Annotated in this window: 13 protein-coding genes; 3 read left to right on the top strand and 10 right to left on the bottom strand. The window is 64.2% G+C overall.

Annotated features, from left to right (window positions below):
• Window positions 1-43: 43 nt before the first annotated feature.
• The 5 genes from VFW84_RS09500 to VFW84_RS09520 all read right to left on the bottom strand — a co-directional run bounded on the left by VFW84_RS09500 (window position 44) and on the right by VFW84_RS09520 (window position 4,622).
• The gene (locus VFW84_RS09500; protein WP_329680212.1) at window positions 44-826 is read right to left on the bottom strand and encodes a uracil-DNA glycosylase; all 783 of its coding nucleotides are present in this window, start codon (window positions 824-826) and stop codon (window positions 44-46) included.
• The gene (gene trpC / locus VFW84_RS09505; protein WP_329680213.1) at window positions 826-1,626 is read right to left on the bottom strand and encodes an indole-3-glycerol phosphate synthase TrpC; all 801 of its coding nucleotides are present in this window, start codon (window positions 1,624-1,626) and stop codon (window positions 826-828) included. The genes VFW84_RS09500 and trpC overlap by 1 nt, the downstream gene beginning before the upstream one ends.
• 57 nt (window positions 1,627-1,683) lie before the next feature.
• The gene (gene trpD / locus VFW84_RS09510; protein WP_329680214.1) at window positions 1,684-2,721 is read right to left on the bottom strand and encodes an anthranilate phosphoribosyltransferase; all 1,038 of its coding nucleotides are present in this window, start codon (window positions 2,719-2,721) and stop codon (window positions 1,684-1,686) included.
• 11 nt (window positions 2,722-2,732) lie between these two features.
• Window positions 2,733-3,317 (bottom strand): aminodeoxychorismate/anthranilate synthase component II, encoded by a 585-nt coding sequence (locus tag VFW84_RS09515; RefSeq protein ID WP_329680215.1) that lies wholly within the window; start codon window positions 3,315-3,317, stop codon window positions 2,733-2,735.
• Between the two features lie 360 nt (window positions 3,318-3,677).
• On the bottom strand, window positions 3,678-4,622 hold the full coding sequence (locus tag VFW84_RS09520; RefSeq protein ID WP_329680216.1) for a DUF3800 domain-containing protein: 945 nt from the start codon (window positions 4,620-4,622) through the stop codon (window positions 3,678-3,680).
• Between the two features lie 91 nt (window positions 4,623-4,713).
• On the opposite strand from VFW84_RS09520, the gene VFW84_RS09525 reads away from it, so the two are divergent.
• Window positions 4,714-5,808 carry an acyltransferase gene (locus VFW84_RS09525; protein ID WP_329680217.1) on the top strand — a complete coding sequence of 365 codons (1,095 nt, stop codon included), beginning with the start codon at window positions 4,714-4,716 and terminating at the stop codon, window positions 5,806-5,808.
• 15 nt (window positions 5,809-5,823) lie between these two features.
• Here the strand turns inward: VFW84_RS09525 and trpE are convergent, their stop codons facing one another.
• Window positions 5,824-7,299 (bottom strand): anthranilate synthase component I, encoded by a 1,476-nt coding sequence (gene trpE, locus VFW84_RS09530; protein WP_329680218.1) that lies wholly within the window; start codon window positions 7,297-7,299, stop codon window positions 5,824-5,826.
• A gap of 421 nt (window positions 7,300-7,720) precedes the next feature.
• On the opposite strand from trpE, the gene VFW84_RS09535 reads away from it, so the two are divergent.
• The gene (locus VFW84_RS09535; protein ID WP_329680219.1) at window positions 7,721-8,380 is read left to right on the top strand and encodes a chalcone isomerase family protein; all 660 of its coding nucleotides are present in this window, start codon (window positions 7,721-7,723) and stop codon (window positions 8,378-8,380) included.
• Here VFW84_RS09535 and gph read toward each other — a convergent pair.
• Complete coding sequence (gene gph / locus VFW84_RS09540) at window positions 8,361-9,065, bottom strand: phosphoglycolate phosphatase (protein ID WP_329680220.1); 705 nt, start codon at window positions 9,063-9,065, stop codon at window positions 8,361-8,363. The two genes, VFW84_RS09535 and gph, sit on opposite strands and share 20 nt — an antisense overlap.
• A 46-nt stretch (window positions 9,066-9,111) precedes the next feature.
• On the opposite strand from gph, the gene VFW84_RS09545 reads away from it, so the two are divergent.
• Entirely contained in the window at window positions 9,112-9,696 is a 585-nt protein-coding gene (locus VFW84_RS09545; protein WP_329680221.1) for a hypothetical protein, read from the top strand.
• 27 nt (window positions 9,697-9,723) lie between these two features.
• Here the strand turns inward: VFW84_RS09545 and VFW84_RS09550 are convergent, their stop codons facing one another.
• The 3 genes from VFW84_RS09550 to VFW84_RS09560 form a co-directional block, all read right to left on the bottom strand.
• Window positions 9,724-11,490 carry a methyl-accepting chemotaxis protein gene (locus tag VFW84_RS09550; RefSeq protein WP_329680222.1) on the bottom strand — a complete coding sequence of 589 codons (1,767 nt, stop codon included), beginning with the start codon at window positions 11,488-11,490 and terminating at the stop codon, window positions 9,724-9,726.
• Between the two features lie 144 nt (window positions 11,491-11,634).
• Complete coding sequence (locus VFW84_RS09555) at window positions 11,635-12,237, bottom strand: response regulator (protein WP_329680223.1); 603 nt, start codon at window positions 12,235-12,237, stop codon at window positions 11,635-11,637.
• Window positions 12,234-15,383, bottom strand: coding sequence for a hybrid sensor histidine kinase/response regulator (locus tag VFW84_RS09560; RefSeq protein WP_329680224.1), 3,150 nt, complete (start codon window positions 15,381-15,383; stop codon window positions 12,234-12,236). Before VFW84_RS09560 ends, VFW84_RS09555 begins: the two co-directional genes overlap by 4 nt.
• Window position 15,384 lies beyond the last annotated feature (1 nt).

Here is a 15,384-nt window from a genome sequence, read left to right on the forward strand (position 1 = left end):
TTGAACGTCCGATTGTCCTTGATTCAGTACAAATGCGCACACCTCAGACAGGTGGATCGAGGCGCCAGGACAAGGGACGTCCGGTCGCGCTCAGAAAAGCAGCGGCCTGCCCAAAATGACCGCAACCAATGAAAGGCGCCGGCCCCCGGCTGGCCGACAAGGGCGAAGGATGGTTGCACTGCAGGATCAGGTGCCCTGACCCGGCCACCTCGATCAGGGGGGCCTTGCGCTGGGCGTGCGCTCCCCAGAGCATGAACACCTTGGGCTGAGCGTCACGGGCCATGGCCTCGATCAAGGTGTCGGTCAGATCTTCCCAGCCCCAGCCGGCATGGCTGCCGGCACACTCGGCTTCGACGGTCAAGGAGGTGTTGAGCAGGCACACACCCCGCTCGGCCCAGGCGGTCAACTCGCCCGATGCGGGTGCGGTCAGACCCAGATCGCGCTGCAGCTCCTTGAAGATGTTGCGCAGGCTGGGTGGGATCTTGACGCCTGCGCGCACGGAAAACGCCAGCCCATGGGCCTGGTTTGGGCCATGGTAGGGATCCTGGCCCAGGATGACCACCCGCACCTCGTCGCGACGGGTCAACCTCAGGGCCGCCAGCACGTCGCCAGGATAGAGGGTGTGGCCCGACTGTCGGGCCGCGTCCACACGGGCGATCAGGGCCTGCCCCCGATCGCTGCGACGAAAGGCGTCGGTCAAGGGCCGCCAGTCCGCGGGCACCCGGTCGAACTGCGCGGCCAGCGGCTCCGTCAGCCGGTTGTCGGGCAGGCCCGCCGGGGCCTGATCGCCCTCGAACAGATCGGCCGTGCGGGCAGTGCCGCTCATCAACCGAAGAGATCCTGCAGGGCGGCGCCGGGATCGTCCGCCCGCATGAAGGCCTCACCCACCAGGAAGGCATGCACGTTCGCGTCCCGCATGCGGCGCACATCGGCCGGCGAGAGGATGCCCGACTCGGTCACCAGCAGGCGGCCCAACGGCACCTCGGAGAGCAGGTTCAAGGTGGTGTCCAGCGTGACCTCGAAGGTGCGCAGATTGCGGTTGTTGATGCCCACCAGCGGGGTCTTGAGCTGCAGGGCACGCTCCAGCTCATCACCGTCATGCACCTCGACCAGCACCGCCAGGCCCAGGGAGTGGGCCAGGGCTTCGAGTTCGATCATCTGGGCATCGCTCAGGCAGGCAGCGATCAGCAGGATGCAGTCGGCCCCCATGGCGGCCGCCTCGTACACCTGGTAGTCGCTGATCATGAAGTCCTTGCGCAGCACCGGCAGGTCACAGGCGGCACGCGCCTGACGCAGGTAGTCGGCACGGCCCTGGAAGAAGCGCTCGTCGGTGAGCACACTGAGACAGGCCGCGCCATGGCGCGCGTAGCTGGCCGCGATCTCGCCGGGCAGGAAATGCTCGCGGATCACGCCCTTGCTGGGGCTGGCCTTCTTGATCTCGGCGATGACACCGGCGTGACCGGCCTTGATCTTGTCGATCAGCGCCCCGATGAAATCGCGCATGTCGACCTGCGCGCGGTGGCGCTGCTCGGCCTCGGCACGCAGGGTGGCCAGAGGGCGCAGGGCCTGCGCCGCCGCGACCTCTTCATGCTTGACGGCAACAATGGTGTTCAGGATGTCTGACATGGCAATGGCGAGGCTGGACCCCCGGGTTGCGAGCTGAAAGAATGGGCGCGTTCGGCTTCACGCCGCTGCCAGCGCCTGCGTCGACTGCACAAAGTGGAACAAGGCCTCGCCGGCGCGGCCATCGGCCAGAACCTGACGGGCGCGCTCGACGCCATCGGCCAGCGAATCGGCCACATCGGCGGCATACAGCGCAGCACCGGCATTGAGCAGAACGATGTCGCGGGCGGGGCCTGCCTCATTGTCCAGCACACGGCGCACGATGGCCAGGGATGCGTCCCGGCTGGCCGCCTTGAGCATGGAGCCGTCGTGCTCGGCCATGCCGAACTGTGCGGGGTGGATGCGGTACTCGCGCACCTCCCCGTCCTTGAGCTCGGCCACCAGGGTCTCACCTGCCAGGGTGATCTCGTCCAGGCCATCGCGACCATGCACGATCAGCACATGCCGCGAGCCCAGGCGCTGCAGCACGCGGGCCTGGATGCCCACCAGATCGGGATGGAACACCCCCATCAGCTGGTTGAGCGCGCCGGCCGGGTTGGTCAGCGGCCCCAGGATGTTGAAGAGGGTGCGGATGCCCAGCTCCTTGCGCACCGGGGCCGCGTGCTTCATGGCCCCATGGTGATTGGGCGCGAACATGAAACCGATGCCCGTCTGGGCCAGGCAGGCCGCCACCTGTTCGGGCTGGAGGTTGATGTGCGCCCCCAGGGCTTCGAGCACATCGGCACTGCCCGTGCTGGACGAAACGCTGCGCCCCCCATGCTTGGCCACGCGGGCACCGGCCGCCGCCGCCACGAACATGGCGGTGGTCGAGATGTTGAAGGTGTGGGCGCCGTCGCCACCGGTGCCGCACAGATCCACCAGATGAGACTTGTCGGCCACATCCACGGGGGTGGCGAACTCGCGCATGACCTGGGCGGCGGCAGCGATCTCGCCCACGGTTTCCTTCTTGACACGCAAGCCGGTGATGAGCGCGGCCATCATGAGGGGCGACATCTCGCCCTTCATGATGCGGCGCATCAGGCCCAGCATCTCGTCGTGGAAGATCTCGCGGTGCTCGATGACGCGCTGCAGGGCCTGAACGTCGGTGATGGTGGTCATGGTGGGCCCTCTCACATGGCCAGAAAGTTCTTCAACATGGCGTGGCCGTGCTCCGTCAGGATGGACTCCGGATGGAACTGCACGCCTTCGAGCGGGGCAAAGCGCGGATCGGTCTGCGGGCCCTTGTGACGCACGCCCATGATCTCGCCGTCCTCGGTGGTGGACGTGATCTCCAGGCAGTCGGGCAGCGTGGCCCGCTCGATGGCCAGCGAGTGGTAGCGGATCACCGTGAACTGGCGGGGCAGGCCCTTGTAGACGCCTTTTTCGTCGGTGGTGATGATGCTGGTCTTGCCGTGCATCTGCTCGTGCGCCCGCACCACCTTGCCGCCCAGGGCCGCACCGATGCTCTGGTGCCCCAGGCACACGCCCAGGATGGGCAACTGGCCCACGAAGCGCTGCAGGGCGGGCACGCAGATGCCGGCCTCGGCGGGCGAGCAGGGCCCGGGGGAGAGCACCAGGCGATCGGCCTTCAGGGCCGCGATCTCGTCCAGGGTGATCTCGTCATTGCGCACGACCTTGACCTCCTCACCCAGCTCGCAGAAGTACTGCACCAGGTTGAAGGTGAAACTGTCGTAGTTGTCGATCATCAGCAGCATATGCGCTCTATCCTATTGATTTCATGAGGGATTTCTTGGCAACCCTCGTTGTGATACCCGCTTCGATACCCGCTTTTGGCTCACTGGACAGCCCAGTGTCACATGCAGGTGGGGAGTCTGGCGCCCGGGATGGGCGCAATAGGTCAGTCAGGTCGCTGGCTTACGCCAACGCTGACGGTAGAGGTCTGCTGAGGAAAGCAAAAACGCATGCATAGGAAATCATTTTAGCCATGTCAGCGTCAGATCGATGCACATCAGCGTGCCGGCAGCGGGCGCGGCACGAAGGTTTGAAATTCCAGCTTCCGCTTTTCTCATCCCGTTTTTTCTTGCGTTTTTTGCATCCACAGTTAAAATTGCTCTCTAAGTGGATTGGGGGTTCCCGGTCGGCGCTATAGCCTCGGTGGGTTCATCGGGGCTTTTCGCTTTCTGGGGCGGATGAACCATCAGCCCCACGTTCAGAAAGCCCTTGCCGACATTGGCGCGGCCGCCATCGCAGTAGAACTTGCGCTGCAGCGTCTCAAAGGCCAAGTTCTTCTGGTCAGGCCGGATGTAGTTCAGGCCCACGGGTCGGGCCACCAAATCGGCCAGTTGCAGGCCTGCCAAGTTGGTCTTCTTGTCTGCGAACACGATAGTGAAGGGCAAGTCTCGATTGCCCGGGTTGTCGCCATCGCAGATGCGCCGGAACTCCAACTCCAGTTCTCGATCTTCTTTCTTGCCTCGACACTCAACCACAATGTGGGTCTGTAACTGGTCCTGCTGTTTCTCAGCCAAGAAACCCCTCAAAGACTCCAGGCAGATGCCCAAGGCAATGTGATACGGGTTGGTCAATGCGCCTGCGCCCTTGCTCATGCGTGCCTTGTCCACCACACACGCGATCAGAATGAAGTTGCTGGCATCCATGATGGACGACAGTTGCGCCATGAACTCCTGCCGTGTGGGCAAGTGACTGAGGAAGGCGAACTCGCCTTTCTGCTTGCGGATCTCGTGCTCATGCAGCACCACGCTGTCATGGCCGAAATAGTTGAACTTCAATTTCCCGACTGCCGGGATGATCTTTTCAGCATAGTGTCGTTTGTGGAATACGCACAGGGCCAGGACGAACACGGGGAAGTCGGGATCGATGCTGGCCAGCGAGTGATCGCCGCTTTCATCCACATACACCACATAGTCACTGAATCGACGACCCGTGAGCTCAGGCATGGCCTGCTCGACTGGCATGGCCTCGACCGATTCGAACAATGCGTACTGTGTGCCGACGGCGCTCATGCCGTGGCTTCCTCGAATCTTGTTGATGTCGTCGATCATGGGGTCGATCTTATCGGGCGTTCCATTCGCCGACGCTCGGCTTTCATCTCATGTGATGATGCGGTCAGGCACGCCTTCCCCGTCACACTTCATGAGTTTTCCTTCACGCGCAGCACCGACTTTGATCGGGATTGAGCTGGTCAGGTTCGCCTGCACGCTCCCGGTCCTGCTGTGGCATTACCAGCATTTCTTCTATGTGGCTGGGCAGCCGGTGGGCTTCGAGATGAGCGCCCAGCCGGGCTATGCCCTGCTGCAGCCCTTCTACCTGTTCGGCTACCTGAGCGTGCAGGCCTTCTGGTGCCTCTCGGGCTTCATCTTCTTCTGGAAGTACGCACGCCCCATCGCCGAGGGCGCGGTGCCCCTGCGCCGCTTTGCCTGGCTGCGCTTTTCACGGCTGTACCCGCTGCATCTGCTGACCTTGCTGCTGGTCGCCCTGATGAGCGGGTGGTACGAGCGCACCATGGGCGCCGGTTTCGTCTACCAGCACCAGGACTGGCCGCATTTCGGCCTGCAGTTGCTGATGGCCAGCGACTGGGGGCCGAGCATCGAGTGGTCCTACAACGGGCCCATCTGGAGCATCTCGCTGGAGATCCTGGTCTACCTGGTGTTTTTCGCTCTGAGCCGCCTGGGCCTGATCCGCACCTGGATGGTGCTGGGGCTCATCGGCGGCACGGGCCTGGTCTACCAGCTCAAGCTGACCAGCCACCCCATCGTGCTGTGCCTGTTCTTTTTCTACCTGGGGGCCCTGACCTGCCAGGTGCACGAGGCCATGCAGACCCGGCTGACAGCCCGGCAACAGTCTCTGGGCTTGGGCCTGGCGCTGGTGGCCACCGGCGGCGCGGCCGTGCTGAGCGCACAGGGCCTGCTGCGCCCCATGCTCTTCGTGGCCTTGCTCACGCCCGTGGCCATCATTGCGCTGGTGCGCTGGGTGCGGCCGGCATCCGTCTGGACCGTGCGCACCATCGAATCCCTGGGCCACATGACCTATTCCAGCTATCTGTGGCACTTCCCGCTGCAGCTGGCTGCCGCCCTGTGGTTCATGCAGCAGCCCCAGGCCATGCCCGCCCGCGAGGGCTGGTGGCTGGCGGCCTACCTGGGGCTGACCTATGCCCTGGCGCTGCTCAGTTACCGCTGGATCGAGGCCCCCGCCCAACGCTGGCTGCGCCAGCGGGGCCCCTCACACTGACGGTCATCGACCCGCTCAGAGCCCCTGCTCGACCATCTCGGCCGCACGCAGCACCGCGCGGGCCTTGACCTCGGTCTCCTTCCACTCCAGCTCGGGCACCGAATCGGCGACCACCCCGGCCCCGGCCTGCACATACAGGGTCTGGTCCTTGATGACCCCGGTGCGGATGGCAATCGCCACATCCATGTCACCGGCAAAGCTGAGGTAACCCACGGCACCGCCATAGATGCCGCGCTGCACGGGCTCCAGCTCGTCGATGATTTCCATCGCGCGGATCTTGGGTGCGCCGCTGAGCGTGCCCGCCGGGAAGCTGGCGCGCAGCACGTCCAGCGCGGTCATGCCGTCCTTGAGGATGCCCTCGACATTGCTGACGATGTGCATGACGTGCGAGTAGCGCTCGATGCCGAAGGCCTCTGTCACATGGACGGTGCCGGTCTTGGCAATGCGGCCGATGTCGTTGCGTGCCAGATCGATCAGCATGACGTGCTCGGCACGCTCCTTAGGGTCGGCCAGCAGCTCGTGCTCGTGCTGCACATCCTGATCGGGCGTGGCACCACGCGGGCGGGTGCCCGCGATCGGACGGATGGTGATCTTCTGGCCTTCGTCGCAGTGCTCCTGGCGCACCAGGATCTCGGGCGATGAGCCCACGATCTGATGATCCCCCATGTCGTAGTAGTACATGTAGGGGCTGGGGTTGAGCGAGCGCAGGGCGCGGTACAGGCTCAAGGGCGAGGCCGTGAAGCGCTTTTGCAGGCGCTGGCCGATCACGATCTGCATGCAGTCGCCTGCCGCAATGTATTCCTTGGCCTTGAGCACCGAACGCTCGAAGTCTTCCTTGGGCAGGTGGCGCTCGATGGGGTGGGACTCACCCGCAGCGACCGAGGGGGCCTGAACGGCCTGGCTCAGGCGCCGCTGCAGCTCGACCAGGCGCGCCTGCGCACGCTCGTAGGCCTGGGGCTGGGTCGGGTCCGCGTAGACGATGAGGTAGAGGCGATCGGCCAGCTTGTCGATGACGGCCAGCTCCTCGCACTGCAGCAGCAGGATGTCGGGCGTGCCGATGCCACCAGGCTTGTGCACCTTGGCCAGGCGGTGCTCGATGTGGCGCACCGTGTCGTAGCCGAAGTAGCCCGCCAGCCCGCCGATGAAGCGCGGCAGGCCCTGGGGCACGGCCACCTTGAAGCGCTGCTGGTACTGGGCGATGAAGTCCAGCGGGTTGCCCTCGAAGGACTCGACCACCTGGCCGTCGGTCAGCACCTCGACCTGGCGGCCCGTGGCACGCAGCAGGGTGCGCGCCGGCAGGCCCACGAAGGAATAGCGCCCGAAACGGGCGCCCCCTTCGACGGACTCCAGCAGGAAGCTGAAGGGCTGGCCCTGGGTCAGCTTGAGGTAAAGGGACAGCGGCGTGTCCAGATCGGCCAGGGCCTGAGCCACCAGCGGAATGCGGTTGTGGCCCTGGGCCGCCAGCGCGTTGAAGTCGTCTTGCGTGATCATGTGTGTCACCCTGGTGCAAAGCACCTCTGCCGGGAATCAATGGGGAGAGGGCCCCTGCCGGGCACGCCACAGCGTGTGAAGGATGACCGGCCGGCCACCCCCGGGTCACGGGGCCCAGTGCCTTGCGCGGCGGGCACCTGCGCAGGCACCCGGACTCATCGCGAGGCGAACTGAGTGTGAACAAAGGCACAGCGACGCCAGGGCCAAGCCCCCCGGTCGTGTGAACCTTTTGTCAGTTTGCGCGGCATGAACATGAAAACCAGTGTAGCAGCCCCGGCCCTGATGGGGGGGTCGCTATCGGGGTAGACCCGATGTCTTGCACAGGAAGCACCGGGGGTAACATCCCTGTCAACACTTAGCGCGCACGGCCCGTTGTCTGGAGGTGAGCCTCCTGGAGCCCGACGCTGGAAACGACATGGACATGAACACACTGACCGCCCGCATGCCCCACCCCGGGGCCCAGCACACCACCACGCGCTGGGGCTGGCTGCTCGGGCTGGCACTGACAGCCCTTTGCGCTCCGACCTGGGCCTCCAACACCGAAATCGCGGGCGTGCACTATGAGCCCCAGACCAAGGTCGAAGGCAACACCCTGGTGCTCAACGGCTCGGGCATCAGCTACAAGGCCTTGCAGAAGGTCTACACGGTGGGCCTGTACACGGACAAGAAGTCCACCTCGGGCGACGCCATCCTGGCCATGCCCGGCTCCAAGCAGTTGCGCTTCGTGATGCTGGTGCCCATGCGGGTGGATGAACTGGGCAAGCTGATCGCGCGGGGCATCGAGACCAACAGCTCGCGTGATCAGTTCATGCGCCTGATCCCCGCCACGATCGAGATGGGGCGCATCTTCTCCAAGATGAAACGCATGTCGCCCGGCGACACCATCACCATCGAGTACGTGCCCCGCCGCGGCACCATCTTCTTTGTCAACGGCAGCCCGGCGGGCATGCCCGTGGCCGGGCCCGAGTTCTTCAATGCCGTGCTCAAGGTCTGGATCGGCCCCAAGCCGACCACGCAGGATCTCAAGGAAGCCCTGCTGGACTTCAAGCCCGCGCCACTGCTCAACGCACTGGAAGACTGAGGCTGGCCCAATCGAGCGCATCGAGGCGCTCGATGTGGGCCAGGGCGGGCACCTCGACGATGGGGTGGCCATGGTTGTAGCCATAGGTGACCAGCACCACCGGGCAGCCCGCCGCGCGCGCCGCCTGGGCGTCGTTGCTGGAGTCCCCCACCATCAGCGTCTGCGCCGGCGCAGTGCCCAAGGCTTCACAGGTCTTGATCAAGGGCAGCGGATCGGGCTTCTTGCGCTCGAAGGCATCGCCCCCGAACACCTTTGAAAAGAAGGCGCGCAAGCCCTTGGCCTGCAGCAATTGCTCGGCAAAGGCCGTGGGTTTGTTGGTCAGGCAGGCCAGCGGCACGCCCTGATCGACCAGGCGCTGCAGGCCCTCACGCGCCCCCGGATACACCTCTGAATGCTGGCCGTTGAGGCGGCTGTAGTGGGCCTGGTAGTGCTGCCAGGCCAGCGGCACGGCCGCCACCGCCTCGGCATCGTCGTCGGGCAGGCCCCAGGCATGGGCCAGGGTGCGGCGCAGCAGGTCCTCGCTGCCTTTGCCGACGGTCTGCTCGACGAAGGGGTGGTCGACCCGGGCGATTTCGACCGGGTGGCAGCCCAGATCGGCCAGGGTGTGGTGGAGCACGACGACGAAATCACCCAGGGTGTCGACCAGGGTACCGTCGAGGTCGATGATGGCGGCTTGAAATGGCATGAGAAAGGCGTGGACTGCGCTACAGTGATTGCCATAAGGTACACCAATGCGCACGAAGGTCTGGCTTGTCACCGCACTGTCCACTTCGGGGCTGCTCTTGCTGGGCGGCTGCGGCAGCCTGCTGCCGCGTGGCAGCTCACAAGCGCCCTCGACCTTCACCAGTTTCGAGGCCGCCCGTGAGGCCCTGGAGCGCATCGAGCCCTACCGCACCACCACCGCACAACTCAAACCCCTGGGCTTTGATGTGGACGCCAGCGCCAATGTGCGCCTGATCCCCTACCCGCAGGTGATCACCCGGCTGGCGCCCAACCCCAATGTGACGCTGGACATGCTGGACCCAGGCATCCGCGATTGCATCGCGGCCCGTCAGGCCTGCCGCGCTTACGAGTTCCTCATCAGCCAGCAATCACGGCGCCGCGAAGGGGCGTTCTTGCTGGATTTCCTCAATTTCAGGCGCACGACCGAGATCAGCGGCTGGCGCTTCGAGGGGCTGATCGTGGTGCGCGATGAGCTGGTGCTGTTCAGAAACTATGGCGGCGAGCCACAGATCAAGAGCACGGATCGGCAGTCCAACCCCTTGGGGCCGCTGCAGCCCGCCGGGGAGTCGGCAGGCTCGCTGCTGATGCGTTGAGCTCGCCGATCATCGTGCTGAACGACGTCAGAAGTCTTGCCAGTCGTCACCGCTGGCCTCATGCGCCAGGACTGGCTCAGGCATCTTGGGGGTCTTGAGCACGGCTGCCGCCGCTTGCGGGGCCGCCTTCTTTCCTGGGCCAGATGCACGCATCACGGCAGTCCCACGGACTGGCTCGGTGGCGCGAGCTGACGCACCGCGCGGTGCCGGGCTGGACACCGAAACCCCATGAGCAGCCGCCTGGCTGATCCTGAAGACGGCCACGGCATCCACCAGTTGCCGGGCCTGCAGCTTGAGGCTCTCGGCAGCGGCAGCGCTTTCTTCCACCAGCGCGGCGTTCTGCTGGGTCACCTGATCCATCTGGGACACGGCATGACCGACCTGAGTGATGCCCGAGCTCTGCTCCACGCTGGCAGCGCTGATCTCGGCCACGATGTCGCTCACACGCTGAACGGCACTCACGATCTCGCTCATGGTCTGACCGGCCTGGTCCACCAGGGCCGTGCCCTCGTCCACCCGCTCCACGCTGTTCGTGATCAAGGCTTTGATCTCCTTGGCGGCAGCCGCACTGCGCTGCGCCAGGCTGCGCACTTCGCTGGCCACAACGGCAAAGCCTCTGCCTTGCTCTCCCGCCCGTGCCGCTTCGACCGCAGCATTGAGCGCCAGGATATTGGTCTGGAAGGCAATGCCATCGATCACCGAAATGATGTCGGCGATCTTGCGGGAGGCGTCGTTGATGCCTTTCATGGTGTCGACCACCTTGCCCACCACATCCCCCCCCTTGAGGGCCACCTGCGATGCTCCATGAGCCAGTTGATTGGCCTGCTTGGCGTTGTCCGCGTTGTTGCGAACCGTCGACGACAGCTCCTCCATCGTGGCGGATGTTTGCTGCAAGGCACTGGCCTGCTCTTCGGTACGCTGGCTGAGATCCGTGTTGCCCGATGAAATCTGGGTCGAGCCCGTGGCGATGGAGTCGGAGCTGTGGCGCACCTGACCCACGATGTTGCCCAGGCTGTCGTTCATGCGTTTGAGGGCGCTCAGCAACTGCCCGGTTTCGTCGGTGCTGTCGACCTGCACATCGGAGGTCAGATCTCCGGCGGCCACCGCTTCGGCCACCTGTACAGCGCGCGCAATCGGTCGGGTGATCGAGCGAGTGATCACGAAAGCCATGCCGGACCCGATGGCAATGGCCGCGATCACGATCGCGATGACCGCCAGACGCGTTTGCTCGTAGTTGGCCTGGGCGGAGTCATACGACCCCGTCGCGCCCCTGTTCTGGAACGCGATGGCCGCTTTGACCGCCTCTACGGCCGCCTCGAAGGCCTCACTCGACTCGCCGGAGTACATGGCTTTGGCCTCTTCCATGGTCTCCGCCCCCCCACGGGACAGCGGCAGCAATTTGGCCGTGCTCGCGTAGTAGCGATCCACTGCGTTGCGCATGTCCTTGACGATCGCACGCTCCTCCGGCGTGGTGACCGTGGCCTCATAGTCCTTGAAAGCCGCTTCGGTGCTCTCGTGATTGTGTTTGATGCGCTGCTCCAGCGGTGGGAAATCCTCGTCCTTGAGCGCCATCACATGCAAGGCTTCGGCGCGCCGCATGCCATTGAGCCCCGCGCGGTACTCCCCGAGCGCCCGCATGGCTGGGAACCAGTTGGTGGCCAGATCCGCAGTGGACTCGTTGACCTTGCCGATCCGGTTGATCGAAAAACCACCGACGATGACCGTCAATGCCAGCACAAAGGCAAAACCCAGCGCCAGGCGGGTGCCGATTTTGAAACGGGAAAGCAGGGCCATGATGAGATCTCCGCTGAAACCAAGGAGGGCGGAGCCTGACTGCGCGCCGCTACTGTGATCGGATTGTCGTCAAAACAAACAATTTGTTAATCACAATCTGGGACGGAAACGTGCCCTTTATCACGGTCACCCCGCCGAATCGGCTCAAGCGTCCGCTTTCAGGCTGGAGCGCAGGACACCCATGAACCGCTCTGGATCCAGCGGTTTCTGAAGAAAGACCACACCTGACGGCAGATGACCGCGAGAAGCGAGCTCTTCGGGGGTGTTGCTGGACACCGCCAGGATCAGGCGTGGTTTGACGGCACACCCGGTGGTCAGGTGCTTGAGCATTTCAAAGCCGTTCATGTGCGGCATCAGCAAATCGGTGATGAGCACGTCTGGCGCCATGCGCCCGATGGCAATGAGCCCGTGAAACCCATTGGTGGCAGCAGCCACGGTGGCGTGGGGCAAGGCCGCCTCGATCAGATGGGCCAGGATGTCCCGGTCATCCGGGTTGTCGTCGACCACCAGCACGGACAAGGCGGGGGCGCCCTCCGCGGCATCGGCAGGACGGTCCGCCCCGGGAGCGCTCAGACCGTGCAGTCGAAACAGCAATTCAGCGCCTTCGGCCTCAATGCGCCGATGTCCACCCAGGGTCTTCCAGGCCTTGAGCTGACCGGTGTCGACCCAACGCTGGACCGTCTGCGTGGAAATGCCCAGTCGCTGAGCGACCTCCGTGGTGGAATAGGAACGCGCTGACGTGCTCATGGTCGTGTCGAGAAATGACGTTCAAGGTCGATGGCGACCGTACCCAGATGCTGCTCGAACGCGTCCAGCAGATCGGGCCAGCGCGATGACTCACCCGCCAGAACGGCCAATTGCAGTGCCCGGGCCGCTTCTGACAAGGCACCGGCACCCAAGGTGCCCGCTGTGGAAATGAGCTGATGCGCGATGCTGGCCGCCGCCTCCGTGTCGCCGATGTCCAGCGCTGCCTTGATCTTGAGTGCGTCCTGACACCGGGTGCTCAGGAAGCGTTGTGCGATTTTGGCAAACAACTCCTGGCGCCCGACGCAGTGACGCAGCCCCAGTTCGAAGTCCACCCCTGCGGACGCGGCATCCCCGCCATGTTGACGTGCCGCATCGTCCTTGACCTGAGGCACCGCCAGCGTGTCAGCGCTGCGGGGTCGAACCCAGCGGGCCAGTACGGCAAACAACTGGTGTGCCTCGAAGGGTTTGGTCACATAGTCGTTCATGCCAGCATCCACGCAGTTCTGCCGATCACTGGCCATGGCATGAGCCGTCATGGCGATGATGGGCAAGGCCTCACCGGCTGGCTCCTGGCGGATCATCCGTGTCACCTGCAAGCCATCGATCCGGGGCATCTGGATGTCCATCAAGACCGCATCGAAAGACTGTGTGCGCATGAGTTGAAGCGCCTGCTCCCCATCCTCGGCCATCGTGACCGACATGCCGGCAACTTCCCGCAGCAACTCCTCGGCCACGATCTGGTTGATGGCATTGTCTTCGGCCAGCAGCACGCGTTTGCCGCGCAGCACGCTCAGGGATGCGTCCAGCTCACCGCGACACACCGGCGCGGGGTCTTGGTCGGGATCCTCGCGCTGGATGATGGCCAGCAAGGTGTCCTGCAAGGCTCTGAGGCTGACCGGCCGCCGCAGGCAGCCATCCAGCCGCTGATGGATCACCTGACGACTGATTTCCTCATCGCCAAACGTTGTCAGAAGAACAATCTTGGGAATGGGCCCCGCCCGATGCCGGATCAATGACACCAGTTCAAGACTGTCGATGTCCGGCAGGTCACGGTCCAGCAAGACGATATCGTAGGCCGGCCCATCCGTGGCACGCTTGAGTGCCGCCAAACCGGCCACCGCCGAAGCCGCCACGGTCGGCACACAGCCGAGCCTGTGCAGCAAGTCATCGAGAATGGCACCCGAATGAGCGCTGCCGTCCATGACAAGGATGCGTACACCACGCAGACCCTTGTCAGGAGCGGGGACGGTTGAAACAGGCTCCGCCAGGCCGAAATGGGCCGTGAAGCAGAACTCGCTGCCCCGGCCAGGCTCACTTCGGACAGCGATTTCGCCCTGCATCAGGGCCACGATCTGCTTGCTGATGGCCAGGCCCAGGCCGGTGCCGCCATACACACGCGTGGTGGAGGCGTCCACCTGACTGAAAGGCTGAAACAGTTTGGCGCATTGCGCCTCGGTCATGCCGATGCCAGTGTCACGAACGGCCCATGTCAGCACCACACGACCATCGGCGGACTCACCTTGTCGCGCGACGATCAGCGCCACCTCACCGGCATCCGTGAACTTGACGGCATTGCTGCACAGATTGATCAGCACCTGACCCAGTCTCAACATGTCACCCACCAATGACGGTGGTACGTCGGGGGCCACGTCGATCAAGAACTTGAGCCCTTTCTCGTGAGCCTTGAGCGCCACCACCGAGGTCAGCTTGTCCAGCACCTCCTGCAACGCGAACTCGCGCGATTCCATGACCAGCTTGCCCGCCTCGATTTTCGAGAAATCCAGGATGTCGTCGATGATGCCCAGCAGTGATTCCGCCGCCGTCTTGACATGCCCCAGATACCCTCGCTGGCGCTCCGAGAGTTCGGTGCGCAAGGTCAGGCCGGTCAGCCCCATGATGGCATTCATGGGCGTGCGAATCTCGTGGCTCATATTGGCCAGGAACTCGCTCTTGGTGCGCGTGGCTGCCTCGGCATCGTCGCGCGCCCGAGCCAGATCGGCCACGGCAGATTCGAGCTGGGCCGTCCGCTCCCTGACACGCTGCTCCAGTGCCGTGTTGAGTTGCTTGATCTCGTGCTCGGCCTGCTTGCGTTCGGTGATATCGATGTTGATCCCCACGGCCCGCGTCACACGGCCCGCATCATCGCGGATCATGATGGCATCGCCCCGGATGATGCGCACGGCACCGTCCGGTCTGCGGATCGTGAACTCGGTTTCAAACTCGGCCTCGCCCCTGAGGGCGGCCTGAAGCTCACCCGTGGCCTGGTCGACCGACTCGGGCGTCAGGGTGTTGCGCCAATCCTCATAGGTGCCCTTGAAGTCTTCCTTGCGGATACCGTACTGACGCAGACATTCATCGTTCCAGACGAGATGATTGTTCAGCGGATCCCAGTCCCAGATCCCCAGACTCGCGGCACGCACCGCCAGATTCATGCGCTGCTCACTCTCCCGCAAGGCCCGGTAACGCGCATCCAGCATGGCCGTCATCTCGCGGATGGACTGGTCCAGCTCCTTCAACTCGCCATAGAACCAGGTGCCGGTGGGCGACGCGCCCGTTTTGCCCCCCTCCTGGACCGTGGCGGCAAAGCGCTGCAAGGCCTTCACAGGTTTGAGCATCAGTTTCCACAACAGCAGTGCCAGGCTCAGCACCAGAGCCGCATCGAGCAACAAGATGAAAGCGACCAGGGACGTCCGTCGCTCATTCAACTCTTCTTCAAGGAAGCGAGACGACACCACGACCCGGACCGTGCCCAAGGCTTCGTCCTGATGACGGATGAGGCGCTCCTCGGACAGCAGGCCCTCGGCCGACGGCACCTTGTCCACCTGTGTGATCTGCCAGCGGGCATCGCGTGCCAGGGTGTAGGTCTTGTTGGCCGTCGATGCCGTGATGGCAAACACCTCCCGATCGCTCATGCCGGCACGCAGGATGGCGGTAATCTGTGTTTCATCGAGCTCCCACATCGGCAGCGCCAGCCCCACGGCCTGCTGATCCAGATTGGTCACCAGCTCATCCCGCAAGTGCGACCAGCGCTGATCTTTTTCTGTGTTGTAGGCCACGGCGGCGAACAAGCCCAGCAGCACGGTCACCACGGCCACCAGGACGGTGATCAGCACCGCTGCAATCGAGGGGGTACGGTTTTTGAACATG

This window comes from Aquabacterium sp. (assembly GCF_036279655.1).
GTDB lineage: Bacteria > Pseudomonadota > Gammaproteobacteria > Burkholderiales > Burkholderiaceae_C > Aquabacterium.